The organism is Pseudomonas laurylsulfativorans, from assembly GCF_002906155.1.
Taxonomy (GTDB): Bacteria; Pseudomonadota; Gammaproteobacteria; order Pseudomonadales; family Pseudomonadaceae; genus Aquipseudomonas; species Aquipseudomonas laurylsulfativorans.
On sequence record NZ_MUJK01000007.1, the window covers coordinates 65,036 to 90,000 of the forward strand.

Sequence of the window (24,965 nt, forward strand, 5' to 3'; positions counted from 1 at the left end):
ACCTGTTCAGTCATGAACGGTTTCTCCGGTCTTTTTACTTTTGAACATATCCAGTGCAAGCATGACCGCGCCGACAGTGATTGCACTGTCGGCAAAGTTGAACGCCGGGAAGTACCAGCGGTTCTGCCAGTGCACCAGGATGAAATCGATCACATGGCCCAGGGCAATGCGGTCATACAGATTGCCCAGCGCGCCACCGAGCACCAAGGCCAGCGCAACTGCCAGCCAGGTCTCGTTGCGCCCCAGACGCTTGAGCCATACCACCAGCACCGCACTGACCACGACTGCGATCAACGCGAACAGCCAGCGCTGCCAGCCAGAGCTGTCAGCTAGGAAGCTGAACGCCGCGCCAGTGTTATAGGCCAGGGTCCAGCTGAAGTAATCGGGGATGATCACGATCTGCTGGTACATCTGGAGCTTGCCTTCGAAGTAGAACTTGCTGGCCTGGTCGATGACCAGGACCAGCAAACTCAACCAGAGCCAGCTCAGCCGTCCGGAACGGCCAACGGCATTAGGCATAGTGACGGACCTCGCCAGCGCCGCTGATGTTGTCGACGCAACGGCCGCAGATTTCCGGATGCTCCGGGTTCACACCGACGTCTTCACGGCAGTGCCAGCAGCGAGCGCACTTGGCGTGGGCCGACTTGACGATCTTCAGCTTCAGGCCGCTGACTTCGGTGACTACGGCATCGGCCGGTGCCTGCACCAATGGCGCAACACTGGCGGTCGACGTGATGAGTACGAAGCGCAGTTCGTTGCTCAGCTTGGCCAGGTCGGCGGTCAACGCGTCTTCGGCGAACAGCGTCACTTCGGCTTGCAGGTTGCCACCGACAGCCTTGGCTGCACGCTGGATTTCCATCTCTTTGTTGACCGCAACCTTCACTTCCATGATGCGGTCCCAGTAGGCACGACCCAGCTCGAAGCCTTCCGGCAACTCGCTCAGGCCTTCGTACCAGGTGTTGAGCATCACGGATTCGTTACGCTCGCCCGGCAGGTACTGCCACAGTTCGTCGGCGGTGAACGCCAGGATCGGCGCGATCCAGCGCACCAGCGCTTCGGAGATATGGAACAGCGCAGTCTGGCACGAACGGCGGGCCTTGCTGTCGGCGCCAGTGGTGTACTGGCGATCCTTGATGATGTCGAGATAGAAGCCGCCCAGTTCCTGCACGCAGAAGTTGTGGATCTTCGAGTACACGTTCCAGAAGCGGTATTCGCCGTAGTGCTCTTGCAGCTCGCGTTGCAGCAGGAGGGTACGGTCCACGGCCCAACGGTCCAGTGCCAGCATTTCTTCGGCCGGCAGCAGATCGGTGGCCGGGTTGAAGCCGGTCAGGTTCGAAAGCAGGAAGCGCGCGGTGTTACGGATACGCCGGTAAGCGTCCGCACTGCGTTGCAGGATCTGCTCGGAAACCGCCATTTCACCCGAGTAATCAGTAGAGGCAACCCACAGACGCATGATGTCGGCGCCCAGGGTGTCGTTGACTTTCTGTGGCGCAATCACGTTGCCCAAAGACTTGGACATCTTGCGGCCGGACTCGTCGACCGTGAAGCCGTGAGTCAGCAGTTCGCGATACGGTGCGTGGTTGTCGATGGCGCAACCGGTCAGCAGCGACGAGTGGAACCAGCCACGGTGTTGGTCCGAGCCTTCCAGATACAGGTCGGCGCGTGGACCGGTTTCGTGGCCCATCGGGTGCGAACCACGCAGGACGTGCCAGTGTGTGGTGCCGGAGTCGAACCAGACGTCCAGGGTGTCGCTGATCTTGTCGTACTGCGGCGCTTCATCGCCCAGCAGCTCGGCGGCGTCGAGCTTGAACCAGGCCTCGATGCCTTCGACTTCGACGCGTTTGGCAACTTCTTCCATCAGCTCGACGGTACGTGGGTGCAGCTCACCGCTTTCCTTGTTCAGGAAGAACGGGATCGGCACGCCCCAGTTGCGCTGACGGGAAATGCACCAGTCCGGACGGTTGGCGATCATCGAGTGCAGGCGCGCCTGACCCCAGGCCGGTACGAACTGGGTCTCCTCGATGGCTTTGAGCGAGCGCACACGCAGGGTGTCGCCGGTGGTCGGCTGCTTGTCCATGCCGATAAACCACTGCGCGGTGGCGCGATAGATCAGCGGGGTCTTGTGGCGCCAGCAGTGCATGTAACTGTGTTCGATGACGGTGGTGTGCAGCAGCGCACCGACTTCGGTCAGTTTGTCGACGATGGCCGGGTTGGCCTTCCAGATGAACTGGCCGCCGAAAAACTCCAGCGACGGCACGTAAACGCCGTTGCTTTGTACCGGATTGAGGATGTCATCGTTGACCATGCCGTACTTCTTGCAGGTCACGAAGTCGTCCACGCCGTAGGCCGGAGCGGAGTGAACCACACCGGTGCCGGCCCCAAGCTCAACATAGTCGGCCAGGTAAACCGGCGACAGACGGTCGTAGAACGGGTGACGGAAGTTGATCAGTTCCAGCGCCGAACCGGTAGCGGTAGCGATTACCGAACCTTCCTGCGAGTAGCGCGCCAGGCACGACTCGACCAGCTCTTCAGCCAGCACCAGCAGTTTGTCGCCGACGTCGACCAGGGCGTAGTTGAATTCCGGGTGGACGTTCAGCGCCTGGTTGGCCGGGATGGTCCACGGGGTGGTGGTCCAGATCACGATCGAAGCCGGTTTGCCCAGGGTTGGCAGACCGAAGGCGGCAGCCAGCTTGGCTTCGTCGGCAATCGGGAACGCCACGTCGATGGTCGAGGACTTCTTGTTCTCGTACTCGACTTCTGCTTCGGCCAGGGCCGAACCGCAGTCGAAGCACCAGTTCACAGGCTTGAGCCCCTTGAACACGAAGCCGCCCTTGACGATTTCGGCGAGCGCGCGGATTTCACCGGCCTCGTTCTTGAAATCCATGGTCTTGTACGGGTTGGCAAAGTCGCCCAGCACACCCAGACGGATGAACTCGGACTTCTGCCCTTCGATCTGCTCTGTGGCATAAGCCCGACACAGTTCGCGGGTCTTGTCCGCGCCCAGGTTCTTGCCGTGGGTCACTTCAACCTTGTGCTCGATCGGCAGCCCGTGGCAGTCCCAGCCCGGGACATAAGGCGCGTCGAAGCCCGACAAGGTCTTCGAGCGGATGATCATGTCCTTGAGAATCTTGTTCAGCGCATGACCGATGTGGATCGTGCCGTTGGCGTACGGAGGGCCGTCGTGCAGGACGAACTTCGGACGATCCTTGCCAATCTCGCGCAACTTTCCGTACAGGCCAATGCTGTCCCAGCGCTGCAGAATCTGCGGTTCGCGCTGAGGCAGGCCGGCCTTCATTGGGAAGGCGGTGTCCGGAAGGTTTAGCGTGGCTTTATAGTCGGTCATTTAAGGCTCTTCATTAGCGATGGGCGCTAGGTGCGGCTAGTGCACGGGCGGCGGCGACATCCGCGTTGATCGCCGTTTTCAACGCCTCCAGAGAGGCGAAGCGCTGCTCTTCTCGCAGCTTGTGGTGGAAAACCACCGTTAAACGCCGGTCATACAGATCGCCGGCAAAATCTAAAAGATGCACTTCCAGGTGGGCTTTGCCATCACCTTGAACCGTGGGCCGCACGCCGATGTTGGCGACGCCGGGCCAGGTCTTGCCGTCGATCTCTACATCCACCAGGTAAACCCCGGTGAACGGCACGCGACGACGCTTGAGTTGTATGTTGGCGGTGGGCGTACCCAACTGCCGAGCGAGCTTCTGGCCATGCAATACACGACCGGCGATCCGGTACGGCCGCCCGAGCAGGCGTTCGGCCAGGGCGAAATCAGCGGCGGCCAGGGCATTACGGACCTGCGTGCTGCTGACCCGGATGCCATCGAGCTCGACGGTTTGCGCCGCTTCGACGGTAAACCCTTGAAGGATGCCGGCCTGTTGCAGGAAATCGAAATCTCCCGCGCGGTCGCAGCCGAAACGAAAGTCATCCCCGACCTCCAGATGCTGGACGCCAAGGCCATCCACCAGAATGGTATCGACGAATTCACTGGCGCTGAGCTTGCTCAAGCGCTGGTTGAAAGCCAGGCACAAAACACGGTCGACGCCTTCTGCCGCCAGAAGCTGGAGCTTGTCCCGCAAACGCGCCAGACGGGCCGGCGCGGTCTCCGGAGCGAAGAACTCGCGTGGTTGCGGCTCGAAAATCACCACGCAGCTGGGCACGCCCAACTCGAGCGCACGCTCACGCAAACGCGCCAGGATTGCCTGGTGGCCACGGTGTACACCGTCAAAGTTGCCAATAGTGGCGACACAGCCCCGATGCTGGGGGCGCAGATTGTGGAGGCCTCGAACCAGCTGCATAACGCGCTTCTTGCTCATAAAGTGGTCGATTATAACCACACCCGGCGGCCGACGACAGGCAACACCGTAACCCAAAGTGATCGAACCGACAAAACCGCCGGCTCGCCCGTGTTTATCGAGGCCAGAACCTCTATCCCAGCGCCTTGCGATTGAAGTCGCGCAAACGGAAGCCCATCAACACTAACATGCCGAAATAAGCCACCACACCGGCAACGACCAAGGCACCCAGACGCAGGAAACGCTCAAGCATCTGCCCCTCGCCCCAGGCCGGCATGAAATGCATCCCTGCCAGCAACACGCCAGACATCACCCCGACCGCAACCACCAGCTTGAAGCCGAACTTTGCCCAGCCCGGTTGCGGTTGGTACATCTGCTGTTTACGCAGCTGATAGTAGAGCAACCCTGCATTGAGACAGGCGCCGGCACTGATAGCCAGCGCCAGACCCGCGTGAGCCAACGGGCCGATCAGTAACAGGTTGAATAACTGAGTGACGACCAGCGTGAAAATTGCGATTTTTACCGGCGTGCGGATGTTTTGTTGCGCATAAAAGCCCGGCGCCAGCACTTTGATCACGATAATCCCAAGCAAACCGACGGAATAGGCGATCAACGCGCGCTGAGTCATGGCCGCATCATGGGCACCGAACTGGCCGTACTGGAACAGCGAAACCGTCAACGGCTCCGCCAGAATCCCCAGTGCCAGCGAGCAAGGCAACACCAATACGAAGCACAGGCGCAGGCCCCAGTCGAGGATGCGCGAGTATTCATGACGATCCTTACTGGCGTAAGTCTTGGCCAGGGTCGGCAGCAGAATCGTCCCCAGCGCCACGCCAAGCACGCCGGATGGCAACTCCATCAAACGGTCGGCGTAGTACATCCAGGACACGGAACCGGCGACCAGGAACGAAGCGAAGATGGTGTTGATGATCAACGAAATCTGGCTCACCGAGACGCCGAGGATCGCTGGCAACATCTGCTTCATGACGCGCCAGACACCGGTATCGCGCAGATTCAGGCGCGGCAGCACCAGCATGCCGATCTTTTTCAAGTGCGGCAGTTGATAGAGCAACTGCGCCAGGCCGCCGACCAGTACCGCCCAGCCGAGCGCCATCACCGGCGGATCGAAGTACGGCGTCAAAAACACCGAAAAAATGATCATGCTGACGTTCAGCAGGGTTGGCACGAAGGCTGGCACCGAAAAGCGGTTCCAGGTGTTGAGGATCGCGCCGGCCAGCGAAGACAGGGAAATCAGCAGAATGTAAGGAAAGGTCACCCGCAGCAGGCTGGACGTCAGCTCGAATTTTTCCGGAGTATCAGTGAAACCCGGCGCCGTCACCCAGATGACCCAAGGCGCGGCGATCATGCCCAACGCCGTGACCAACGCCAGCACCAGCGTCAGTAGGCCCGAGACATAGGCAATGAAGGTGCGAGTCGCCTCCTCGCCCTTCTGGCTTTTGTATTCGGCAAGAATCGGCACGAATGCCTGGGAAAACGCCCCCTCGGCGAAAATCCGGCGCAGCAGGTTTGGCAGTTTGAAGGCGATAAAGAAGGCATCGGTCGCCATTCCCGCGCCAAATGTCCGCGCAATGAGGGTGTCACGAACAAACCCAAGAACCCGGGAAAGCATTGTGATAGAGCTGACGGCGGCCAACGATTTGAGCAGATTCATTGAAAGAGTTTGTGCCTGTCGATAAACAGCAGGCGAATAAAGCGCCCGCTTATGCGATACTCCGCGCCGCAACAGCACAGAGCCAAAGCTCGCGAGTTTACAGGTCACACGCCGGAAAGAAATATCCCGTCGCACCACGCCTACCACTTAGCGGAACGTTTCAAGCGCCCTTGACAAGACTTCAACTCATCGGCATGATTCGCAGCCTATTTTGTTTGCTATTTCCTAAAAAGTCTTTCGAGGAGCTCGACGGTGGCCAACTCACCTTCCGCCAAAAAACGTGCAAAACAGGCTGAGAAGCGTCGCAGCCACAACGCCAGCCTGCGTTCCATGGTTCGTACCTACATCAAGAATGTAGTTAAGGCCATCGACGCAAAAGACGCTGCCAAAGCTCAAGCCGCTTACGTTCTGGCCGTGCCAGTTATCGACCGCATGGCCGATAAAGGCATCATCCACAAGAACAAGGCAGCTCGTCATAAGAGCCGCCTGAATGGCCACGTAAAGGCCCTGAACGTTGCCGCTGCTGCCTAAGCGACTCGTTCATTAAAAAACCGACCTCAGGGTCGGTTTTTTATTGCCTGCGATTTGATGATTTCGACACAAAAAAATGTGGGAGCGAGCCTGCTCGCGAAGAGGCCATGCCAGTCAACATTGACGCTGAATGGCATACCGCTTTCGCGAGCAGGCTCGCTCCCACAGTTCGATTTACATCAGATTATTGGGCGTGCGCCCACGGCAAAATCGGAATCGCCGTCACCGCATTCTGCGGGCTGCCCTCGATCAAGCGATCGCTATACACCAGGTACACCAGCGTATTGCGCTTCTTGTCGAGAAAGCGCACCACCTGCATAGTCTTGAACACCAGGGACGTACGCTCCTTGAACACCTCGTCGCCATCCTTGAGCTCCCCTTTGAAGCTGATAGGCCCGACCTGGCGGCAAGCGATGGACGCCTCGGCACGATCCTCAGCCAACCCCAGACCACCCTTCACACCACCCGTCTTGGCGCGCGACAGATAGCAGGTCACGCCATCGACCTTGGGATCATCGAAGGCCTCAACCACGATCCGGTCATTTGGCCCGACAAACTTGAACACCGTCGACACCTGACCGATTTCCTCGGCCGAGGCCAGCAGCGGCATCGCCAACAGCAATCCCAACAATCCTTTTGCCACGCGCATTCAGGTATTCCTTCAGACCAGGATCAAGTTATCGCGATGAACCAGTTCCGGTTCCGCCATGTAACCCAACAGACCGACAATCGCCTCGGACGACTGACCGATGATTTTTTGCGCTTCCAGCGCGCTGTAGTTGGCCAGGCCACGGGCAATCTCACGACCGTCCGGCGCCACACAGACCACCATCTCACCACGACGGAAACCGCCCTGCACCAACTTGACCCCAACCGGCAGCAAGCTCTTGTTGCCTTGGGACAAGGCTGTCACCGCCCCCGCATCCAGCACCAGGGTGCCACGGGTTTGCAGATGACCGGCCAGCCACTGCTTGCGCGCCGCCAGCATGCCGCGCTCCGGCGACAGCAACGTACCAATACGCTCACCCGCCTTGAGGCGATCTAGCACACGCTCAAGCCGCCCACCAACGATGATGGTGTGAGCTCCGGAACGGGCTGCCAGACGTGCAGCACGCAGCTTGGTCTGCATGCCACCACGACCCAACGCACCACCCGTACCGCCCGCCACCGCATCGAGCGCAGGATCATCGGCACGCGCCTCGTAGATCAACTGGGCATCCGGATTGTTGCGCGGATCGGCGTCAAACATGCCATCCCGATCCGTCAGGATCACCAGCAGGTCAGCCTCGACCAGGTTGGCCACCAGCGCCGCAAGGGTGTCGTTGTCGCCGAAACGGATTTCGTCGGTGACCACCGTGTCGTTCTCGTTGATCACCGGAATGACCTTCAGCTCGACCAGCGCACGCAAGGTGCTGCGGGCGTTCAGGTAACGCTTGCGGTCGGACAGGTCGTCGTGAGTCAGGAGAATCTGCGCAGTATGCCGGCCATGCTCGGCAAAGCTCGACTCCCAGGCCTGCACCAACCCCATCTGGCCGATTGCAGCGGCAGCCTGAAGTTCGTGCATCGCACTGGGTCGCGAGGTCCAGCCCAGACGGCTCATACCAGCCGCCACCGCCCCGGAGGACACCAGCACCAGCTCGACACCCGCCTCATGCAAGGCCACCATCTGTTCAACCCAGACACCCATTGCTGCGCGATCCAGGCCCTTGCCGTCCGCCGTCAGCAAAGCGCTGCCGATCTTCACGACCCAACGCTGCGCACCTGTCACCTTGCTCCGCATCATCTTCAACCTTAGCTTGAGGGCAGCGCGACCTGGCACTGCCCGTGACGTTATTCGTGGTTATTCGTGACCAACAATCGATTTCCAGATACTAAAACGCCGCTCGATTGAGCGGCGCTTAAGTTTATCGCAACGAATCAGTCACGCACGTAAATGATTTCCGGACCGTCTTCGTCATCCACATCTTCTTCATCCCAATCATCGTCTCCGATGTCGTGGACCGACTTCACACCGCTGCGACGCAGGGCACGCTTGTCATCCAGCGCCTGCAGTTGCGCGCGAGCTTCGTCTTCGATGCGCTGATCGAGATCAGCCAGCTCTTCCTTGTAAGCCGGGTCATTGGCCAGACGATCGGCACGATCTTCCATGTAACGCATGATGTCGTGGCACAGACGCTCGGTACCGAGCTTGGAGATGGCCGAAATCACGTAGACCGGACCCGTCCATTCCAGGCGATCAACGATTTCCTTGACGCGAGCATCGTGCTCTTCATCAAGGATCTGATCGCACTTGTTCAGGACCAGCCAGCGATCACGCTCAGCCAGGGACGGGCTGAACTTGATCAGCTCGTTGACGATCACTTCAGCGGCATCCGGTGCACTAGCGTCATCCAGCGGCGCCATATCCACGAGGTGCAGCAGCAGACGCGTACGCGCCAAGTGCTTGAGGAAGCGAATGCCCAGACCAGCGCCTTCGGAAGCACCCTCGATCAAACCCGGAATATCGGCAATGACGAAGCTCTTCCAGCGATCGACACTGACCACACCCAGGTTCGGCACCAGCGTGGTAAACGGGTAGTCGGCAACTTTCGGCTTGGCAGCCGAAACCGAACGGATAAAGGTACTTTTACCGGCGTTCGGCAAGCCCAGCAGGCCGACGTCAGCCAGTACTTTCATTTCCAGTTTCAGGTCGCGCTGCTCACCCGGCTTGCCCGGAGTGGTCTGGCGCGGCGCACGGTTGGTACTGGATTTGAAACGGGTGTTGCCCAGACCGTGCCAGCCGCCTTGCACCACCATCAATTTCTGACCGGCCTTGGTCAGGTCGCCGATGACTTCCTGAGTGGCAGAGTCGATCACCGTGGTACCGACCGGCACACGCAGGATCAGGTCTTCGCCCTTCTTGCCGGTGCAGTCGGTGCTGCCGCCGTTGGAGCCACGCTCGGCATCGAAGTGTCGGGTGTAACGGTAGTCGACCAGGGTGTTGAGGTTTTCGTCGGCCATCATGTAGATGGAACCGCCGTCACCGCCATCACCGCCGTTCGGGCCACCATTCTCGATAAATTTTTCCCGACGGAAACTCATGGCGCCATTGCCACCGTCACCAGCCTTTACGCGAATCGATACTTCATCAACAAACTTCATAACAAACGCCTCTCGCCATACGGACGAGCCGAAAAACAATCAAGACATAAGACTCTTGCAAAAATGAGCGCAGCGACCCCAAACCACGACACCTACATCGTACGCCGACAGCCCATACAAACAGCTTTGCAAGAGACTCACCCCACAAACGAAAAAGCCCCGTCGCGAGACAGGGCTTTTCCAGCGATCGCGCAATTAAGCTGCGACTACGCTCACGTAACGACGACCGAAGGCGCCTTTTACTTCGAACTTGATCACGCCTTCGACTTTAGCGAAGAGGGTGTGATCTTTACCCATGCCAACGCCGTAGCCAGCGTGGAATTGGGTGCCGCGCTGACGCACGATGATGTTGCCCGCTTTGATAGCCTGGCCGCCATACATCTTCACGCCAAGGCGTTTGGCTTCTGAGTCGCGACCGTTACGGGTACTACCACCAGCTTTTTTGTGTGCCATGAGTTCAATTCTCCTAGTGAGGAATTAGGCTGAAATTAAGCCTGAATACCGGTGATTTTGATCTCGGTGTACCACTGGCGGTGGCCCATACGCTTCATGTGGTGCTTACGGCGACGGAACTTGATGATGCGGACTTTATCGTGACGACCTTGGGAGATCACTTCAGCCACAACGGTAGCGCCAGCAACAACTGGAGCGCCGATATTCACGTCGTCACCGTTGGCAACCAACAGAACGCGATCAAAGGTAACGGATTCGCCGGTAGCGACTTCCAGTTTTTCGATCTTCAGGTATTCACCTGGGGCGACTTTGTACTGCTTGCCGCCAGTAACGATTACTGCATAAGACATGGTATTTCTCCGATAATCCTGCTCACCCAGCTCTTTATAAGAAGAGGTATTGGCTGGCATGGCTGCATGGGGCTGGAGGCCCGCTTGCAATTGCGTAAGGCAGGTGCTGCCCAGGAAGTTCAGGGTGCGCGATTGTACGCAAGGCACGAGCGCCTTGCAAGAGGCCGTCCATCGCGCCTTGACACCTGCTGGCGTGGGTCCTAGCATGCCGCGCAACCCTTCTGGAGCAACTGTCGCTGATGCAACCCCAAGCTTTCTACCGCGCGGTGGCGGACGATTTTAGCGCCGTCGACGGCATCATCAAGAAGCAGCTGACTTCCCGAGTGCCATTGGTATCGAAAATCGGCGACTACATCACCTCGGCCGGCGGCAAACGCCTGCGTCCTTTATTGGTGCTGCTGTGTGGCAAGGCCCTTGGTCGTGAAGGCGACGAGCTGCGCCTGCTGGCCGCCACCATCGAGTTCCTGCACACCGCGACCCTGCTGCATGACGACGTGGTCGACATGTCCGGCATGCGCCGCGGCCGCTCGACCGCCAACGCCATGTGGGGCAACGCGCCAAGCGTGCTGGTCGGCGACTTCCTGTATTCGCGTTCCTTCGAAATGATGGTCGAACTGGGCTCCATGCCAGTGATGAAGATCCTTTCGCAAGCCACGCGCATCATCGCCGAAGGCGAAGTGTTGCAGTTGTCGAAGGTACGTGACGCCAGCACCACGGAAGAAACCTACATGGAAGTCATCCGCGGCAAGACCGCGATGCTCTTCGAAGCCTCGACCCACAGCGCCGCGGCCCTGTGCGAAGCCACGCCGGAACAGGCTGAAGCCCTGCGTACATTCGGTGATCACCTGGGCGTAGCCTTCCAACTGGTCGATGACCTGCTCGATTACAAAGGCGACGCCGAAACCTTGGGCAAGAACGTCGGTGACGATCTGGCCGAAGGCAAGCCGACCCTGCCGCTGATCTACACCATGCGCGAAGGCACGCCGGAACAGGCCGCCCTGGTGCGCAAGGCGATCCAGAAAGGCGGAATCGAAGACCTGGAAAGCATCCGCGAAGCCGTGGAAGCCTCGGGCTCGCTGGAATACACCGCGCAACTGGCCCGAGATTACGTGGCCCGCGCGATCAAGTGCCTCGACGCACTGCCTGCCAGCGAATACCGTGATGCACTGGTTGAACTGAGCGAGTTCGCGGTCGCACGTACGCACTGACCCACTTTTCGTAGGAGCCGGCTTGCTGGCGATCGCATCACCGGAGTGTTCCTGACACACCGAGGCGCATGCATCGCCAGCAAGCCGGCTCCTACAGTCCCACCTCCCTGCGATAAAACCCTATACAATGTGCGCTTTTTAGCGATCCTGAATCCAAGGAGCCTTAGTGAGCACGTTGCCACCCTGCCCAAAATGCAATTCCGAATACACCTATGAAGACGGCGCCCAGCTGATCTGCCCCGAGTGCGCCCACGAGTGGTCCGCCAGCGGTGACGCCGAAGCGGTGTCCGACGACGCGGTGAAAAAGGATTCGGTCGGCAACGTCCTGCAGGACGGCGATACCATCACCGTGATCAAGGACCTCAAGGTCAAGGGCACGTCTTTGGTGGTCAAGGTTGGCACCAAGGTCAAGAACATCCGCCTGTGCGATGGCGATCACGATATCGATTGCAAGATCGACGGCATCGGCCCGATGAAACTCAAGTCCGAGTTCGTCAGAAAAGTCTGAAGCTGCTGTTATCCATCCTGCGCCTGGCGTGGGATGGCGCCTCACCCTCCCCCGCTTGACCCGGTAAACCCTGGCAATAGCCAAACGCCAGTCGTTTTGACCTGACGCAATCTTTACCCTGGAAAAAAGCGCAAACCGCCAATAGGCCCTTGCTATTTGATGAATAAGAATTATTCTCATCAAACCTTCAATGGAGATGAGAACCATGACTTATTTGATCGATGCCTGGCTGGACCGCCCACACCCTTACCTCAGGATCCTGCATCGGGAAACCGGGGAAGTCTGTGCAGTGCTTGAAGAAGAAGCCTTGCATGAGCTGCAAGACCAAGGTGATCTGGATGTCAGCAGCCTGAATTCCAGCGAGCCTCTGGTGCTCAAGGAACTGGTGCGTAATCTGTTTCTTTTCTGCTATGCCCGGGCGTTGCGCCCGCATAGCGAACTGCACACAAAGATCGAAGTATGAAAAACGCAAGACCCTGTAGGAGCGAGCTTGCTCGCGAAGAACTCAAACACACCGCGTTCATTCAGGATGGCCGCGTTATCGTTGACGCCCATCGCGAGCAGGCTCGCGCCTACAGGTACAGGTAATCAGCGGGTCTTACAGAACGTCGAGCAGTTCGACGTCGAACACCAGTACGCTGTGCGGCGGGATGCCGCCAACGCCTTGAGCGCCGTAAGCCAGTTCGCTCGGCACGTACAGACGCCATTTGCTGCCGGCGTTCATCAGTTGCAGGGCTTCGGTCCAGCCGGCGATCACGCCGCCAACCGGGAATTCTGCAGGCTGGCCGCGCTCGTAGGAGCTGTCGAACACAGTGCCGTCGATCAGAGTGCCGTGGTAGTGAGTACGCACGGTGTCTTCGCGGGATGGCTTGGCGCCTTCGCCAGCGGTCAGCACTTCGAACTGCAGGCCGGAAGCCAGAGTGGTGATGCCTTCACGCTTGGCGTTTTCAGCCAGGAAAGCCAGGCCTTCGCCAGCGGCCGCTTCAGCCTTGGCTGCAGCTTCGGCCTGCATGATTTCGCGGATGACCTTGAAGCTGGCGGACATCTCTTCCTGACCCACACGGCTTGGCTTACCGGCGAATGCGTCGGTCAAACCGGCCAGGATCGCGTCCAGGCTTACGCCCGGTGGCGGGTTGTCGCGCAGTTGGTCGCCCAGCTGACGGCCAATACCGTAGCTGACGCGGGTTTCGTCGGTGGACAGATTTACTTCGGACATGACACTGCTCCGCTGTGCGGACGGCTCGGGAACTTGCCATGCGTGCACAGCGCGTCCCGGAGCGCCCGGAACCAAAAGGGCCAGCAGACTAGCACAGATGTCATGCCATTGATGAGAGGCGTCAGGCGATCGGCACCTTCAGGTTTTCCTCAACATCGGCAACCAGACCGCACATTTCATCATGCACGACCGTGTGCACAAGGTTGAAGTGCAACTTGGGAAAGGAGCGCAGCACATCACGGGCATGCTCCACCGAACGCAGGCTCATCATGTGCCCATGTGTATCGTTCAATGGATACGCCGCGCCATGCATCCGCGCCTCCAGCAGGTAGATGCCCCCCTCCATAGAGATCAGGTTCAGCTCATCGACCTTCCCGGCGACGGCATACGCATTCAACTCATGCAGGGTCATGAACGCACCTCACTCAGTGGCGAGCCAACATACTTACAGGGATAGGCCTCGGCGCATCAAAGCACAAGCCACTGGCCAGACCGTTTGTCTGTTAGCGCAGGAGGTTGTGGCGAGCGAGCTTGCTCGCGCTGGGCTGCGTAGCGGCCCTTAAAAAAACGGGATCGCTTCGCAATCCAGCGGGAGCACGCTCCCTCGCCACAAGGGAGCGTGTCCGGATCAGTGCTTGGTGACTTTATCCAGGTAACCCATGGCGAATGCCGAGACCACGAAGGTCATGTGGATGATCACGTACCACTGCAGATGTTCAGGGTCGACGTTCTTGGCGTCCATGAAGATGCGCAGCAGGTGAATGGACGAGATCGCCACGATCGACGCCGCCACCTTCATCTTCAGCGAAGAAGAGTCCATGGTGCCCAACCAGTTGAGCTTTTCCTTGCTGTCGTCGATGTCCAGTTGCGAGACGAAGTTCTCGTAGCCGGAAATCATCACCATCACCAGCAAACCGCCCACCAGGGCCATGTCGATCAGCGACAGCAGCACCAGGATCAAGTCCGACTCAGCCATCGAAAACACGTTCGGGATGACGTGGAAGACTTCCTGGAAGAATTTCAGTGCCAGCGCCAACAGCCCGAGGGACAGGCCGAAATAGATCGGCGCCAACAGCCAGCGCGAGGCGTACATTGCATTTTCGATAAAGCGTTCCATTGAATCTCACATGTGGGGCTGGAAATGGCGGCGAGTATACCAGCCGCTCGTCCATACCCAGAAGCGGTCAGAAACCGTCGAAAAATCCGCTACCTGCGCCTGTGTATCAACGTTTTTCTGCTAGTGTCCAAATCATTGACCGCTCAGTGATGTCGGACAGGAAGACTGGAAATGGATGCGCGATTGCCTTTGACGAGTGCCGGAATTTGCCTGGCGCTGCTACTGAGCGGCTGCTCACCCAGCGATGAAAAACGCCAGGTCAGCCTCGAAGAAAAAACCGCGCAGTTCGAAAAGTCACTGGACGCCATTCAGGATCCAAAGCTCAAGGATGCTGTGTCGGAGCTGGGCGGCTCACTGCTGCTTCTCGAGCGCGCGCAACTCAAGCTCGACAGCAAGCCGGTAGAAACCGAATACGGCGAAGACACCCTCGCCATGCTCAAGCACTACCCGACCCCGCAGGCCCTGGTCGACACCTACATCAACGGGTTATTCGTGCTGCAAAAGGATTCCAGTTCCGACTACCTGACCGATCTGCAACCGGTGTTTCCGTTCACCTTCAGCGTTCCTGCCGCGTTTTTGTTTCCCCACGGGCTGGAATGGCAGTCGGTCACCTTGAGCAATAAACGAGTGATTCCCTTCCAGCCGGAGTGGTCGGAAACCGACCCCGGCATCCAGCTGAGCCCTTCGAGCTCCAACTTGACCAACCCCGATGACCTGACCGTCGCCTACCCCTTCATCGAAGGTCTCGACATCGACAGAAAGCAGCAGCCACAGCCGGTGAGCCTGCAAGGCAAAGTCGAGGTCATCGCGCCACGCCGCCTCTATAGCTTCGACCTGACGAAAAAGGACGTAGGCCAGACCCGCACCAATGACAACCTGAGCGTCACCCTGCTCACATTGACGACCAACTACGCGGAAATCGAATACAACAACAGCGCGCCGCTGGCCCCCGAAGTCAGTGAAACACCGCTGAACCCACTGATCGTCCAGGCCAGGGACAGCACCGGGCAATTGATCTCGCGCGCCGGCTCAATCAACGAAACTGCGGTACAAATCGCCTTCTATCAGCAACAGCTGGCCAAGATGCAGCAGCAAAAGAGCTGGAGCGAGCCCCTGGAAAAACAGCTCGACGAAGAACAACGCAACTTTGAAAAACAGCAGGCTCGACATTATTCGAAGGTGTACTTCAACGGGACGATCGAAACCCTCGAAGTCAGCATCCTGGATTTTTCCGCCGCCACGGTCACCCGCAAGGACCTCGACCTGCCAATCCGGCGCTTCGATGCCGAGACCACGGACAAGTCTATCCAGCCCCTGAACCTGCACGTAGTGGTCTATGACGACCAGGCGGCGACTTGGCTAAAAGGGGCAACGCTGAGCGAGGAGCAACTGAAAAAGAACGTCAGCATCAGTCAATCGGTCGACGACCCCAGCGCTGCGCGAATCGAATTCACTCACCTGCGCAGCTTCAACGATGAACTGCTCGGCACATCGTTCAACCCCGGAGAAAGTCCGGTGAGTTTCTTCACGGAAGACACTGGCGGCAAACGCGACGAGCCGATCGAGCTGCCGCCCGAGGCCTACCAGATCGATCCCCTGCGCGGCACCATCACTTATGATCTGAACCTGTTTCCGGAAACGCCGGCCTACGCGGTGGGTTCGATGCCGTTGTTCCTGGCCACGGTCGAGCAAAAAACCATCGATACCCATCAACTGCCCAAAGGCCTCGAGCTCAAAGACAACGTGCTGGTGGTAGACCTGAAGGCGTATCCCGCCCAGGACTGGCGTTTTTTCGCCAAGGACGACACCGGCAGTTACTTGAAGGAAATTCTATCGGTCAGCCATGGCGCGAGCACACAGGGTCCGGCGCAGTTTGCCGTGCATTACTTCTACGGGCAGCCTACGCGCCTGGAAACCTATCAGCGCACTGACCTCACCACCGTGCAATATGGTTTCGAGGTCAAACTCGACAAGGCCGACATGACGCGCCTTGATCAATAGTGCGACTCAGTGCTCGGGGTGAAACTCGAAGCCGCCCATGTTTCGGCAGCGACCACCGTTGATTTCCCGCAGTTGGGCTTGCAGGTGCAGGCACCAGATTTGCGGATCGTCGGCCAACTCGTAGCCGTGCAAGGTCAGGCTTTCAACAATGGTGTCGAGGATTGATTCAGCGGCGATCGGACCGTGAAACGGGCCTTGAGCCTTGATGGCCGAAGGTTGTTCGCCGGCCATTCCGGCGGCGAAGAGCAGAGTCCACATGCCCGTATCTCCCGCCAATGGGCGGATGGCACATTCGATACGGGTCACAAGGCCCAAACATTGACGGGTGAGACAGAGGTTGCGCGACATGGCGGCGACCCTCGGTAGATCCGGTATTCAGCCCCCGCGGGAAGGCTGTTTCGATCCTGTGATTACTGTCGATATCCTTGAGCAGAGAATAGAAGAAAAGTCTGGCTTGCAGGCCGGACGAAGACCGAAAGGCGCCGAATGGTCATAGTGTGAATATTGACGTCATTTCGACGACGCTTTTCGACGCTTGCCACAAAAAACTGTGGGAGCGAGCTCGCTCCCACAAGGGATTGCACAGTTTCAGCATCAACGATGCATCAGGCCGGTTTGGTTTCCGCCAGAGCCTCTTGCGCCAACTCCTTCTCGGCTTCTTTCAGATCATCTTCACTGATCATTTCCGCGATAACCCGCAAGCGCTCCACAACCCGCGCGTTCACGCTGCCTTCAGGGAACTCGCCATTCTCGTCCGGCTCGCCCGCCGGCTCGCCAACCAGCAAACTCAAGGCTTCGTCGGCCTGACGGACCGCGTACACATGAAATTGCCCCGCACGCACAGCCGCCAGCACCTTCTCGTCGAGCATCAGCGTGGCGACGTTGGCGTGAGGAATGATCGCCCCCTGCTCGCCGGTCAACCCGCGGGCTTCGCACAGACGGAAGAAGCCCTCGATCTTCTCGTTGACTCCGCCGACCGCCTGCACTTCACCAAACTGGTTGATCGAACCGGTGATGGCAAAACACTGCTTGAGTGGGGTTTTCGACAGCGCCGAGATCAGGGTGCACGCCTCGCCCAGGGAAGCACTGTCGCCATCGACATAACCGTAGGATTGCTCCAGGGCGATGCTCGCGGAAATCGCCAGCGGGAATTCCTGGGCGTAGCGGCTGCCCAGATACCCCGTGAGGATCATCACACCTTTGGAGTGGATCGGCTGGCCGAGGTTGACCTCGCGCTCGATGTCGACGATACCGCTGCCGCCCGGGTACACCGTGGCGGAAATCCGCGCCGGCACACCGAAGGCCGAGTCGCCGACTTCCAGCACGGTCAAGCCATTGCACTTGCCGACCGCCGCGCCATCGGTGTCGATCAGGATGATCCCGGCCAGCATGTCGTCGAGAATCCGCGCCGAAACCCGTCCGGTCCGCGTTGCCTTGGCCTTGAGTGCACGCTCGATGTGCCCGGCGTCGGTCATTTCATCGCCAGCCAGGTGGCGAATGAAATCTGCCTCGCTGACCAGTTGGAACAAGTCACCGATACGCGCCGACAAGCGCCCCTGGTGTTCGGCCAGGCGTGCACTGTAGGTCGCCAGGCGCGCCACCGCATCGGCGGTCAACGGTGCCATGCCTTCTTCGGAAGTACGGGTTTTGAGCAACTGGGCGAACTGCTCCAGGCTCTCGTCGACCATCGGGATGTCTTCGTCGAAATCCACCAGGACGCGGAACATTTCCTGGAAGTCCGGATCGAGGTCTTGCAGCGTGTAATACAGCTGACGGGCACCGATGATGACGACTTTGACCTGCAACGGAATGTGTTGTGGTGTCAGGGTCACGGTGGCCAGACGGCCCAGTTCACCGAGCGGCGACTCCATTTTCAGCTTGCGCGATTGCAGGGCGCGTTTCAGCGCATCCCATACGAATGGCTCGCTGAGCATTTTGTCCGCTTCAAGGATCAGGAAACCGCCGTTGGCGCGGTGCAAGGCACCCGGTCGCAGTTGGCGGTAAGTGGTGTAAAGCGCGCCCTGATCGGTGCTGTATTCGATACGACCGAAAAGGTTTTCGTAGGTTGGGTGCGGCTCGAACACCACTGGCGCACCGCCGCTGACCGAGTGACCGACCACCAGGCTCGGCGCGTATTGTTCTTCCAGCAACTTGCGGGCGACAGCGTCGGTCTTGCTGTCGTCCACCAGTTGCTCGACCACCGTCTTGAGCAAGTACACCTGCATGGCTTGCAGATAACCGCACACCGCAGCGTTCTCGGCGTATTTCTCCGACAATGGCGACAACAATGGCTGCAAGGCCAGGGTGATGGTTTCTTCGTTCAGATGACGCAGTTGGTTGCTCGACTCACGCTTCCATTGCGGCAGGCTGGCGAGCTCTTCATTCAGGCGCTCCTCCAGTGCGGAAATATCCTCGTGAAAGCGTTCGCGCTCGGCTTCCGGCAACTGGGCGAACTCAGCTTCATCCAGCGCTTTGCCGTCGCCCATCGGGGTGAAGGCGATATTGCTGGCGTCGCGGTAGAGCGCGACGTCTTTTTCCAGCGCCAGACGCTCGATGACATCCAGGGCCTTGTCGTAGCGCTGGTTGAAGGCGCGGTCGATGCTGCTTTTCTTCTGCTGGTAGGACGGGTGCTCGAAGACTGCCGGAAACGTCGCCAGCAGGTTGTCGATCAAGCCGTTGATGTCACCGATGAAAGCACCGGCGGTGCCCGATGGCAGCTCCAGTGCACGCGGCTCGCGAGGTTCATCGAAATTGTTGACGTAGACCCAGTCCGCCGGGGTCTGCAGGCGCTTGCCTTCGGCCTTGAGGTAGCGTTTGACGAACGAGAACCGGCCAGTGCCGGGCTCGCCCATGACGAATACGTTGTAACCGGGGCGTGGCATGGCCACACCGAACTGCAAGGCTTCGACTGCACGTTCCTGGCCAAGCACACCGCGAAAGGGCTCCAGATCATTGGTGGTAGAGAAGCTGAACTGTTCAGCGGAAAACGGACGGGTCAGCGCTTCGGGCGCTAGACGCAAGCTGGCAGCAACAGGATCAGGCATCGGGCTTCCTTAACAATCGTGCGGGGCAGATGCCAGCATTCTGGCGCTGCCCATGCCCGACTGGCAAGAAGCGTCGCAGGCCCGAGCACAGTCAATCCGCCAATCCCAGGCGGGCCGGGCCTGTTTCGTCGTTTCCCCTGAATGTTTTGCAAAAAATCACGGAACCCCGTGATCGTGCCTAAACTCCAAACTGCGCGGCTGGACTAATGACCGGCCCACTGGCACCAGACGGGCCAGACCCCTTGTCTATTGGTACGCACATAAAAGAGAACAAAGCTATGAAACGGATTCTTCTTGGTACTCTCTTCACCGCTGTATCCATCAATGCCATGGCGCAAGCGCCTGGCGGTCCGGATTGCGGTTGGGGCAACATGCTGTTCGAAGGCCAGCGTGGCACCCCGGCTCACTTCCTGGCATCCACCACCAACGGTACTTCCGGCAACGCAACCTTCGGTATGACCTCCGGTACTAACGGTTGCGCAACCAATGCGGCGCTGACCTATGGCGGCAAATCCTGGATTGCCATGAATGGCATGATGAACGAGCTGTCCGAAGACATGGCCAAAGGTCAGGGCGAAGCACTGACCACCTACGCCGTGGTACTGGGCGTGGCGCCGGAAGACCGTGCGCACTTCGCCGCCGTCACCCACGAGCACTTCCAGCAGATCTTCAGCAAGGCTGACGTGACTGCCGAAGATGTGCATACCAACACCCTGGCCGTGCTCAAAGCCGACCCTCGTCTGGCCAAGTACGCAACTCAAGCTTAAGCTCGACCCGCCCCGCTTCTTTCGGGAAGCGGGTTTTGTTTTTTGGACCTGCCCCTTTTTTGGGTGATGCCTCCGTACTGTAGGAGCTGGCTTGCCAGCGATGATCGTTAACGATGACGCGTGTCTACTGGATAAACGCGGCGCCTTGGAGACCATCGCTGGCAAGCCAGCTCCTACAGGGGAAAGCATCAACCGCGCTGGGTCTTAATTTATTTCGAGTTAAGTTGCCACCTATGCTCAAACGCCTTGCCTGGCTGGCGCTGTGTGTCTGCGCCCCGCTATCCGCCGCGCCTCACATCGACCCACAACGCTTGCAGCAACTGGCCAACGACCCTTTCTGGATATCCCTGGGCCATTACGAGACCGCCAAGCTCGGCGGCTGGCGCAGCTATGTCAGCGATCCGAAATTCTTCCTCGCCGCTGACGGCAATGAACATCCGGAGCATGAACTGGCGGCGACCGTGCAAGCCTTGTACGCCCCGGCCAGTGCCGGTGAACAACACGCTCAATGCGTCTACCCGGCCCGCACCCGCTGGCTCAAAGAGCAACTCGGCCTGACCGGCCTGCCGACACCGGACTGCGCCGGGTTCAAGCAATGGTTCAAGGACGTCTCGCCCGACAGCGCGGTGATGATCTTCCCGGCGGCCTATCTGAACAGCCCGTCCTCGATGTTCGGCCACACCTTGCTGCGCATCGACCAGGCCGGTGTAAAGAGCGACAAGACCTCGTTGCTCAGCTACGCCATCAACTTCGGCGCCTATATCGAGGGCTCGGACAACAGCATTATCTATGCCTGGAAAGGCCTGATGGGCGGTTATCCCGGCCTGTTCGCGCTGGTGCCCTATCAGGAAAAACTCTCGGAATACCGCAGCCTGGAAAACCGCGACCTGTGGGAATACCGGCTGAACCTGACCCAACAGGAAACCGCGCGCATGGTCGAGCACGTCTGGGAGCTGAAGCAGATCAAGTTCGATTACTTCTTCTTCGACGAAAACTGCTCATACCGCTTGCTGGAACTGTTGCAGGTGGCCCGCCCGAGCCTGCGCCTGACCGAGCAATTCCCGATCACGGCCATTCCCACCGACACGGTCAAGGCCGTGAAAGAGGCCGGGCTGGTGGAATCGATCCAGTATCGTCCGTCCAGGGAACGCGAGTTGCTCAGCCGCGCAGAGCCGTTGAACCCTGAAGAGCAGCAATGGGTGCTGAAAATCAGTGCCGATCAGAAGCAATTGCAAGACCCGGCGTTCCAGGCACAACCCCGCGCACGTCAGGCACTGATTATCGATGCGGCCTATCGTCTGGAGCGCTACCGCGCCAACGGTCAGGAACGCGACCCGGCTCGCGCCCAACGCAGCTTCGAACTGCTGCGGGCAATCAACCAGAACCCGGCACCGGAGTTGGACATCCCGCAACCCGGCCTGCCTGAAGACGGTCACGAGTCCCGTACCTGGCAGCTCGGCCTCGGCACCCGTGGCGATAAAGCCTTTGGCGAGTACGGCTTGCGCATGGCGTATCACGACCTCAATGACAACAACGAAAGCTTTCCCCTTGGCGCGCAGATCGAAATCCTGCAATTGAAACTGCGCCAGTACGAAGGCAATGACTGGCAAGTACAGCGACTGGACCTGGCGACCATTCGCTCCCTGACCCCGCGTAACCAATTGCTGCAACCGCTGTCATGGCAAGTCACCGGTGGCCTGGAGCGGGTGCCGGGCAAGCACGATGACCAGACCCTGGTCAGCCACGTCAACGGCGGTGGCGGTGGAACCTGGCAACTGGGCGACGACACGCTCGGCTTTGCCTTGGGCACGGTGCGTATCGAACACAATAACGACTTCGCAGCATTCGTCGCGCCAGCCGCTGGCTTCAACAGTGGCGTGCTGTGGAAGAACCCGCTGGGTAACTTGAGCCTGGAAGCCAAGGGTGATTTCTTCACCAATGGCGAAGTGCGTCGTAGCCTGAGCCTGAATCAACAGTGGGAAATATCCCGCAATCTCGGCCTGCGCTTGAGCGCCCAGCGTGAGTTCAGCCATTTGGCCACGCCCGAGAACGAAGTGATGCTTGAGCTGAAGTGGTATCACTACTGACCTTGTGGGAGCGAGCAAGCCCGCTCCCACAGGGGTGTGGTGTTCGACGAAATGCCTACACACCTTTCACAACCACCCGACAAATCCACCTCTAGACTTTCTCTATGGGCAGCGTATCGGCTTGGGAGAGTGAGATGTGGCGGTATGCGGGATGGTTGGGTGTGTTGTTGCTGATCTCAGGTTGCCAGTCAACCCACGAAGACCTGCTCGCCAAAGGCTATCCACCCGCCTTCGCCGATGGCTTCGATGACGGTTGCAGCAGTGGCCGGCAAGCCGCCGGGGCGATCACTGGCGAGTTCCGCAAAAACGTCCCGCGTTACCTTAAGGACCCGGTGTACGCCGAGGGCTGGAGCGATGGTTTCCGCCAGTGCCAGGCCATGCGCGATAACCAGGACCGCGGGGATGGGCGCAACAGTCATCTGGAGGAGCGGGACAAAGCCTGGCAGCAGCAGAAAGATCAGGACGCCGCCCGGGCTTATCACTCGCCGTAAGTCGCTTTCAGACATCCGGCGAAACCAAATGCCTGCGACCATGGCCCAAACCCTATACCGGGAGAATTTCATGAGCCGTGCCTTCGTCAATGAAGATAACGCCGCTGCGCAAGCCGATCAGCCAGTCGAACGGCAGGTCAGCGCGCAGCCCAATTACGTCACGTCGCAAGGCCTGAATCTGTTGCAAGGTAAGGTCGCCGAACTGCAAACCCTGCACGCCGAACAATCGGCCAAAGGCGAACAGGCCGACAAGCAGCGCCTGGCCGATCTCGAACGTGATTTGCGTTACTTCAAACAGCGCCTGGGCAGCGCTCAGGTGGTACCCGCCGCAACTTCGACCGACAAGGTGCAGATCGGCAGCTGGGTGATATACGCCGACGAACACGCCACCGAACGCCGGGTACAGCTGGTGGGCGAGGATCAGGCCGATGCCGCTCACGGCCTGATCAATTGGGGCTCACCGCTGGGTCGGGCACTGCTCGGCGCACGACTCAACGACGAAGTGTTGTGGCAGCGCCCCGCCGGGGATCAATTGATAGAAGTGATTCGCATCGAACCGACTTAAACGACGCCCTGGGCCAGCATCGCATCGGCGACCTTCACGAAGCCGGCGATGTTCGCACCTTTAACGTAATTGACCCGGCCGTTCTCTTCGCCGTAATGCACGCAAGCATGGTGAATCGACTGCATGATCGCGTGCAGCTTGCTGTCCACTTCGCCAGCGGTCCACGCCAGGCGCATGGCGTTCTGCGACATTTCCAACCCGCTCACCGCTACGCCACCGGCATTGGATGCCTTGCCCGGCGCGAACAGAATGCCGGCCTCAATGAACAGGTCCACAGCTTCCAGCGTCGTAGGCATGTTCGCGCCTTCCGCGACACAGATGCAGCCGTTGCGCAGCAAGGTGCGGGCGGCTTCGGCATCCAGTTCGTTTTGCGTCGCGCACGGTAGTGCGATGTCGCAACTCAGGCTCCATGGCAACTGACCGGCGCGGAACTCCAGGCCAAAACGACCGGCCAGTTCACTGATGCGCCCACGCTGGACGTTTTTCAGTTCCAGCACCGCTTGCCATTGCTCTTCGGTCAAACCGCTTTCGCAGTACAGCGTACCTTCGGAATCGGACAGCGAAATCACTTTCCCGCCCAGGTCCATGACCTTGCGTGCGGCGTATTGCGCGACGTTACCCGAACCGGAAATCGCCACGCGCTTGCCCTCGACCGTCTGCTCGCGACGCTTGAGCATTTCCTCGGCGAAGTACACGCAACCGAAACCAGTGGCTTCCGGGCGAATCAGGCTGCCGCCGTAGCTTGGACCTTTGCCGGTCATCACGCTGGTGAACTGGTTGCTCAGGCGCTTGTACTGGCCGAACAGGAAACCGATTTCCCGCGCGCCGACACCGATGTCCCCGGCCGGCACGTCAACGTCTGCGCCAATGTGGCGATACAACTCGCTCATGAAGGCCTGACAGAAACGCATGACTTCGGCGTCGCTTTTGCCTTTGGGATCGAAGTCCGAACCACCCTTGCCACCGCCCATTGGCAGCGAAGTCAGGGAGTTTTTGAAGGTCTGCTCGAAGGCGAGGAACTTCAGAACGCCCATGTTCACCGAAGGATGGAAACGCAAGCCGCCCTTATACGGGCCGATGGCGCTGTTCATCTGAATGCGGAAGCCGCGATTGACCTGGACCTTGCCCTGATCGTCGACCCACGACACGCGAAACACTACCGCCCGCTCCGGCTCGCAGATGCGCTCCAGGATGCCGGAGGTCAGGTAATGCGGATTGGCTTCAAGAAACGGCCACAAGGTGCGCAGGACTTCTTCGACGGCCTGGTGGAATTCGGGTTGATCCGGGTCGCGTTTTTTCAGGCGCGCAAGGAAGGATTCGACGGATTCGATCATGGGAAAGTCTCGGCAAATTTATTGTCGTTGGGAGAGATTGGGCCGGACTGTAACAAACGATTCGCGCACAGGAACAGAGCAAAATGTCGCATTCATGAAATTAAATGGTGCACAGGATATAAATTAATCCGGTTTTCTGGCTTTTGGTGCACCTGTTTGGGGATTTCAATACTGAGTTCTGCACCAAC

General features: G+C 59.1%; 24 protein-coding genes. 9 read left to right on the top strand and 15 right to left on the bottom strand.

The annotated features are described in order from the left end of the window. Positions 1–6: 6 nt before the first annotated feature. The 4 genes from lspA to murJ all read right to left on the bottom strand — a co-directional run bounded on the left by lspA (position 7) and on the right by murJ (position 5,964). On the bottom strand, positions 7–519 hold the full coding sequence (gene lspA, locus B0D71_RS21010; protein WP_103396456.1) for a signal peptidase II: 513 nt from the start codon (positions 517–519) through the stop codon (positions 7–9). Continuing rightward, positions 512–3,343, bottom strand: a complete 2,832-nt coding sequence (gene ileS, locus B0D71_RS21015) for an isoleucine--tRNA ligase (protein WP_103396457.1) — start codon at positions 3,341–3,343, stop codon at positions 512–514. The genes lspA and ileS overlap by 8 nt, the downstream gene beginning before the upstream one ends. A 13-nt stretch (positions 3,344–3,356) precedes the next feature. After that, a complete protein-coding gene (gene ribF, locus B0D71_RS21020; RefSeq protein ID WP_103396458.1) occupies positions 3,357–4,295 on the bottom strand; it encodes a bifunctional riboflavin kinase/FAD synthetase in 939 nt (312 codons plus the stop codon). A gap of 130 nt (positions 4,296–4,425) precedes the next feature. Further along, complete coding sequence (murJ, locus tag B0D71_RS21025; RefSeq protein WP_103396459.1) at positions 4,426–5,964, bottom strand: murein biosynthesis integral membrane protein MurJ; 1,539 nt, start codon at positions 5,962–5,964, stop codon at positions 4,426–4,428. A gap of 252 nt (positions 5,965–6,216) precedes the next feature. Between murJ and rpsT the strand changes: the two genes are divergently transcribed. Beyond that, a complete protein-coding gene (gene rpsT, locus B0D71_RS21035; protein ID WP_007970922.1) occupies positions 6,217–6,495 on the top strand; it encodes a 30S ribosomal protein S20 in 279 nt (92 codons plus the stop codon). Between the two features lie 184 nt (positions 6,496–6,679). Here the strand turns inward: rpsT and B0D71_RS21045 are convergent, their stop codons facing one another. The 5 genes from B0D71_RS21045 to rplU all read right to left on the bottom strand — a co-directional run bounded on the left by B0D71_RS21045 (position 6,680) and on the right by rplU (position 10,439). Beyond that, the gene (locus tag B0D71_RS21045; protein ID WP_008022496.1) at positions 6,680–7,144 is read right to left on the bottom strand and encodes a CreA family protein; all 465 of its coding nucleotides are present in this window, start codon (positions 7,142–7,144) and stop codon (positions 6,680–6,682) included. Positions 7,145–7,156: 12 nt separating this feature from the next. Continuing rightward, the gene (gene proB / locus B0D71_RS21050) at positions 7,157–8,275 is read right to left on the bottom strand and encodes a glutamate 5-kinase (protein ID WP_103396460.1); all 1,119 of its coding nucleotides are present in this window, start codon (positions 8,273–8,275) and stop codon (positions 7,157–7,159) included. Between the two features lie 137 nt (positions 8,276–8,412). After that, a complete protein-coding gene (cgtA, locus tag B0D71_RS21055) occupies positions 8,413–9,636 on the bottom strand; it encodes an Obg family GTPase CgtA (RefSeq protein ID WP_008052064.1) in 1,224 nt (407 codons plus the stop codon). 195 nt (positions 9,637–9,831) lie between these two features. Continuing rightward, positions 9,832–10,089 (bottom strand): 50S ribosomal protein L27, encoded by a 258-nt coding sequence (gene rpmA, locus B0D71_RS21060; protein WP_003281574.1) that lies wholly within the window; start codon positions 10,087–10,089, stop codon positions 9,832–9,834. Positions 10,090–10,124: 35 nt separating this feature from the next. Further along, complete coding sequence (gene rplU, locus B0D71_RS21065) at positions 10,125–10,439, bottom strand: 50S ribosomal protein L21 (protein WP_007950961.1); 315 nt, start codon at positions 10,437–10,439, stop codon at positions 10,125–10,127. A 239-nt stretch (positions 10,440–10,678) separates the two neighbouring features. On the opposite strand from rplU, the gene B0D71_RS21070 reads away from it, so the two are divergent. The 3 genes from B0D71_RS21070 (at position 10,679) to B0D71_RS21080 (ending at position 12,618) form a co-directional block, all read left to right on the top strand. Further along, complete coding sequence (locus tag B0D71_RS21070; protein ID WP_053162548.1) at positions 10,679–11,647, top strand: polyprenyl synthetase family protein; 969 nt, start codon at positions 10,679–10,681, stop codon at positions 11,645–11,647. 166 nt (positions 11,648–11,813) lie between these two features. Next, a complete protein-coding gene (locus tag B0D71_RS21075; RefSeq protein WP_103396461.1) occupies positions 11,814–12,155 on the top strand; it encodes a zinc ribbon domain-containing protein YjdM in 342 nt (113 codons plus the stop codon). A gap of 205 nt (positions 12,156–12,360) precedes the next feature. Next, positions 12,361–12,618, top strand: a complete 258-nt coding sequence (locus tag B0D71_RS21080; protein ID WP_103396462.1) for a PA4570 family protein — start codon at positions 12,361–12,363, stop codon at positions 12,616–12,618. 135 nt (positions 12,619–12,753) lie between these two features. Here B0D71_RS21080 and B0D71_RS21090 read toward each other — a convergent pair whose 3' ends face one another. The 3 genes from B0D71_RS21090 to B0D71_RS21100 form a co-directional block, all read right to left on the bottom strand. After that, on the bottom strand, positions 12,754–13,371 hold the full coding sequence (locus tag B0D71_RS21090) for a BamJ family beta-barrel-assembly machinery protein (RefSeq protein WP_007970907.1): 618 nt from the start codon (positions 13,369–13,371) through the stop codon (positions 12,754–12,756). A 121-nt stretch (positions 13,372–13,492) separates the two neighbouring features. Next, positions 13,493–13,783 (bottom strand): DUF6482 family protein, encoded by a 291-nt coding sequence (locus B0D71_RS21095; protein WP_103396463.1) that lies wholly within the window; start codon positions 13,781–13,783, stop codon positions 13,493–13,495. A 216-nt stretch (positions 13,784–13,999) separates the two neighbouring features. Then, on the bottom strand, positions 14,000–14,488 hold the full coding sequence (locus tag B0D71_RS21100) for a TIGR00645 family protein (protein WP_007970904.1): 489 nt from the start codon (positions 14,486–14,488) through the stop codon (positions 14,000–14,002). A 171-nt stretch (positions 14,489–14,659) separates the two neighbouring features. Here B0D71_RS21100 and B0D71_RS21105 point away from each other — a divergent pair, with 171 nt between their 5' ends. Next, on the top strand, positions 14,660–16,489 hold the full coding sequence (locus tag B0D71_RS21105; RefSeq protein WP_103396464.1) for a hypothetical protein: 1,830 nt from the start codon (positions 14,660–14,662) through the stop codon (positions 16,487–16,489). 6 nt (positions 16,490–16,495) lie between these two features. Here the strand turns inward: B0D71_RS21105 and B0D71_RS21110 are convergent, their stop codons facing one another. Both B0D71_RS21110 and B0D71_RS21115 read right to left on the bottom strand, forming a co-directional pair. Further along, entirely contained in the window at positions 16,496–16,837 is a 342-nt protein-coding gene (locus tag B0D71_RS21110; RefSeq protein ID WP_103396465.1) for a PA4575 family protein, read from the bottom strand. A gap of 257 nt (positions 16,838–17,094) precedes the next feature. Continuing rightward, positions 17,095–19,533 carry a Lon protease family protein gene (locus B0D71_RS21115; protein ID WP_103396466.1) on the bottom strand — a complete coding sequence of 813 codons (2,439 nt, stop codon included), beginning with the start codon at positions 19,531–19,533 and terminating at the stop codon, positions 17,095–17,097. Between the two features lie 278 nt (positions 19,534–19,811). On the opposite strand from B0D71_RS21115, the gene B0D71_RS21120 reads away from it, so the two are divergent. From B0D71_RS21120 to B0D71_RS21135, 4 genes are all read left to right on the top strand, one after another. Next, on the top strand, positions 19,812–20,300 hold the full coding sequence (locus tag B0D71_RS21120; RefSeq protein WP_103396467.1) for a DUF3015 domain-containing protein: 489 nt from the start codon (positions 19,812–19,814) through the stop codon (positions 20,298–20,300). 233 nt (positions 20,301–20,533) lie between these two features. Further along, entirely contained in the window at positions 20,534–22,387 is a 1,854-nt protein-coding gene (locus B0D71_RS21125) for an Lnb N-terminal periplasmic domain-containing protein (RefSeq protein WP_103396468.1), read from the top strand. A gap of 134 nt (positions 22,388–22,521) precedes the next feature. Then, positions 22,522–22,878 carry a hypothetical protein gene (locus B0D71_RS21130; RefSeq protein WP_103396469.1) on the top strand — a complete coding sequence of 119 codons (357 nt, stop codon included), beginning with the start codon at positions 22,522–22,524 and terminating at the stop codon, positions 22,876–22,878. Positions 22,879–22,948: 70 nt separating this feature from the next. Next, on the top strand, positions 22,949–23,443 hold the full coding sequence (locus tag B0D71_RS21135) for a GreA/GreB family elongation factor (RefSeq protein ID WP_103396470.1): 495 nt from the start codon (positions 22,949–22,951) through the stop codon (positions 23,441–23,443). Here the strand turns inward: B0D71_RS21135 and gdhA are convergent. Beyond that, positions 23,440–24,777, bottom strand: coding sequence for an NADP-specific glutamate dehydrogenase (gene gdhA / locus B0D71_RS21140; protein WP_103396471.1), 1,338 nt, complete (start codon positions 24,775–24,777; stop codon positions 23,440–23,442). The two genes, B0D71_RS21135 and gdhA, sit on opposite strands and share 4 nt — an antisense overlap. Positions 24,778–24,965 lie beyond the last annotated feature (188 nt).

Coding starts and splice junctions, on each gene's coding strand:
- lspA (WP_103396456.1), bottom strand. CDS start 519: ATGCCTAATGCCGTTGGCCGTTCCGGACGGCTGAGCTGGCTCTGGTTG.
- ileS (WP_103396457.1), bottom strand. CDS start 3,343: ATGACCGACTATAAAGCCACGCTAAACCTTCCGGACACCGCCTTCCCA.
- ribF (WP_103396458.1), bottom strand. CDS start 4,295: ATGCAGCTGGTTCGAGGCCTCCACAATCTGCGCCCCCAGCATCGGGGC.
- murJ (WP_103396459.1), bottom strand. CDS start 5,964: ATGAATCTGCTCAAATCGTTGGCCGCCGTCAGCTCTATCACAATGCTT.
- B0D71_RS21045 (WP_008022496.1), bottom strand. CDS start 7,144: ATGCGCGTGGCAAAAGGATTGTTGGGATTGCTGTTGGCGATGCCGCTG.
- proB (WP_103396460.1), bottom strand. CDS start 8,275: ATGCGGAGCAAGGTGACAGGTGCGCAGCGTTGGGTCGTGAAGATCGGC.
- cgtA (WP_008052064.1), bottom strand. CDS start 9,636: ATGAAGTTTGTTGATGAAGTATCGATTCGCGTAAAGGCTGGTGACGGT.
- rpmA (WP_003281574.1), bottom strand. CDS start 10,089: ATGGCACACAAAAAAGCTGGTGGTAGTACCCGTAACGGTCGCGACTCA.
- rplU (WP_007950961.1), bottom strand. CDS start 10,439: ATGTCTTATGCAGTAATCGTTACTGGCGGCAAGCAGTACAAAGTCGCC.
- B0D71_RS21070 (WP_053162548.1), top strand. CDS start 10,679: ATGCAACCCCAAGCTTTCTACCGCGCGGTGGCGGACGATTTTAGCGCC.
- B0D71_RS21080 (WP_103396462.1), top strand. CDS start 12,361: ATGACTTATTTGATCGATGCCTGGCTGGACCGCCCACACCCTTACCTC.
- B0D71_RS21090 (WP_007970907.1), bottom strand. CDS start 13,371: ATGTCCGAAGTAAATCTGTCCACCGACGAAACCCGCGTCAGCTACGGT.
- B0D71_RS21095 (WP_103396463.1), bottom strand. CDS start 13,783: ATGACCCTGCATGAGTTGAATGCGTATGCCGTCGCCGGGAAGGTCGAT.
- B0D71_RS21100 (WP_007970904.1), bottom strand. CDS start 14,488: ATGGAACGCTTTATCGAAAATGCAATGTACGCCTCGCGCTGGCTGTTG.
- B0D71_RS21105 (WP_103396464.1), top strand. CDS start 14,660: ATGGATGCGCGATTGCCTTTGACGAGTGCCGGAATTTGCCTGGCGCTG.
- B0D71_RS21110 (WP_103396465.1), bottom strand. CDS start 16,837: ATGTCGCGCAACCTCTGTCTCACCCGTCAATGTTTGGGCCTTGTGACC.
- B0D71_RS21115 (WP_103396466.1), bottom strand. CDS start 19,533: ATGCCTGATCCTGTTGCTGCCAGCTTGCGTCTAGCGCCCGAAGCGCTG.
- B0D71_RS21120 (WP_103396467.1), top strand. CDS start 19,812: ATGAAACGGATTCTTCTTGGTACTCTCTTCACCGCTGTATCCATCAAT.
- B0D71_RS21125 (WP_103396468.1), top strand. CDS start 20,534: ATGCTCAAACGCCTTGCCTGGCTGGCGCTGTGTGTCTGCGCCCCGCTA.
- B0D71_RS21130 (WP_103396469.1), top strand. CDS start 22,522: ATGTGGCGGTATGCGGGATGGTTGGGTGTGTTGTTGCTGATCTCAGGT.
- B0D71_RS21135 (WP_103396470.1), top strand. CDS start 22,949: ATGAGCCGTGCCTTCGTCAATGAAGATAACGCCGCTGCGCAAGCCGAT.
- gdhA (WP_103396471.1), bottom strand. CDS start 24,777: ATGATCGAATCCGTCGAATCCTTCCTTGCGCGCCTGAAAAAACGCGAC.